We start from the raw sequence: 319 nt of genomic DNA, 5'->3' as shown, positions 1-319 counted from the left end.
GTACTCTACCAGCAGGCCACCGGCGCCCACGCCGCACGCCTGCACGCCCCCCACCAGCCAGCGCCACCCCACCACGCGCCCCCCCGGCAGGCGCCACCCCGGCAGGCCGCCGCCCCGGACGCCGCCGACCAGCGCGCCCGGGCCCCCACCCCCCGCACCCCCCACGACACCGCCCGGCAGGCCGCCCAGCTGTCCCGTCGCGGCGCGGCCGGCGCGTCCGGGCAGCTCGCGCGGGGCGGGGCAGAGGGCGCTCCGGAGCCCTCTGCCGGGAGCGAGCCCGAGGTGCGCGAGCAGGGGCTGGCCGGGGGGGGGGGGGGGG

1 pseudogene is annotated in these 319 nt (G+C 84.3%); it reads left to right on the top strand.

What is annotated here, in order from left to right:
• A pseudogene (locus PUR61_RS08325) lies at positions 1-319 on the top strand (hypothetical protein); the annotation flags it as partial.

This window comes from Streptomyces sp. BE20, from assembly GCF_036322525.1.
GTDB lineage: Bacteria > Actinomycetota > Actinomycetes > Streptomycetales > Streptomycetaceae > Kitasatospora.
The sequence above is the reverse complement of the archived record's forward strand: the minus strand, read 5'-3'. Positions and strand labels throughout refer to the sequence as shown.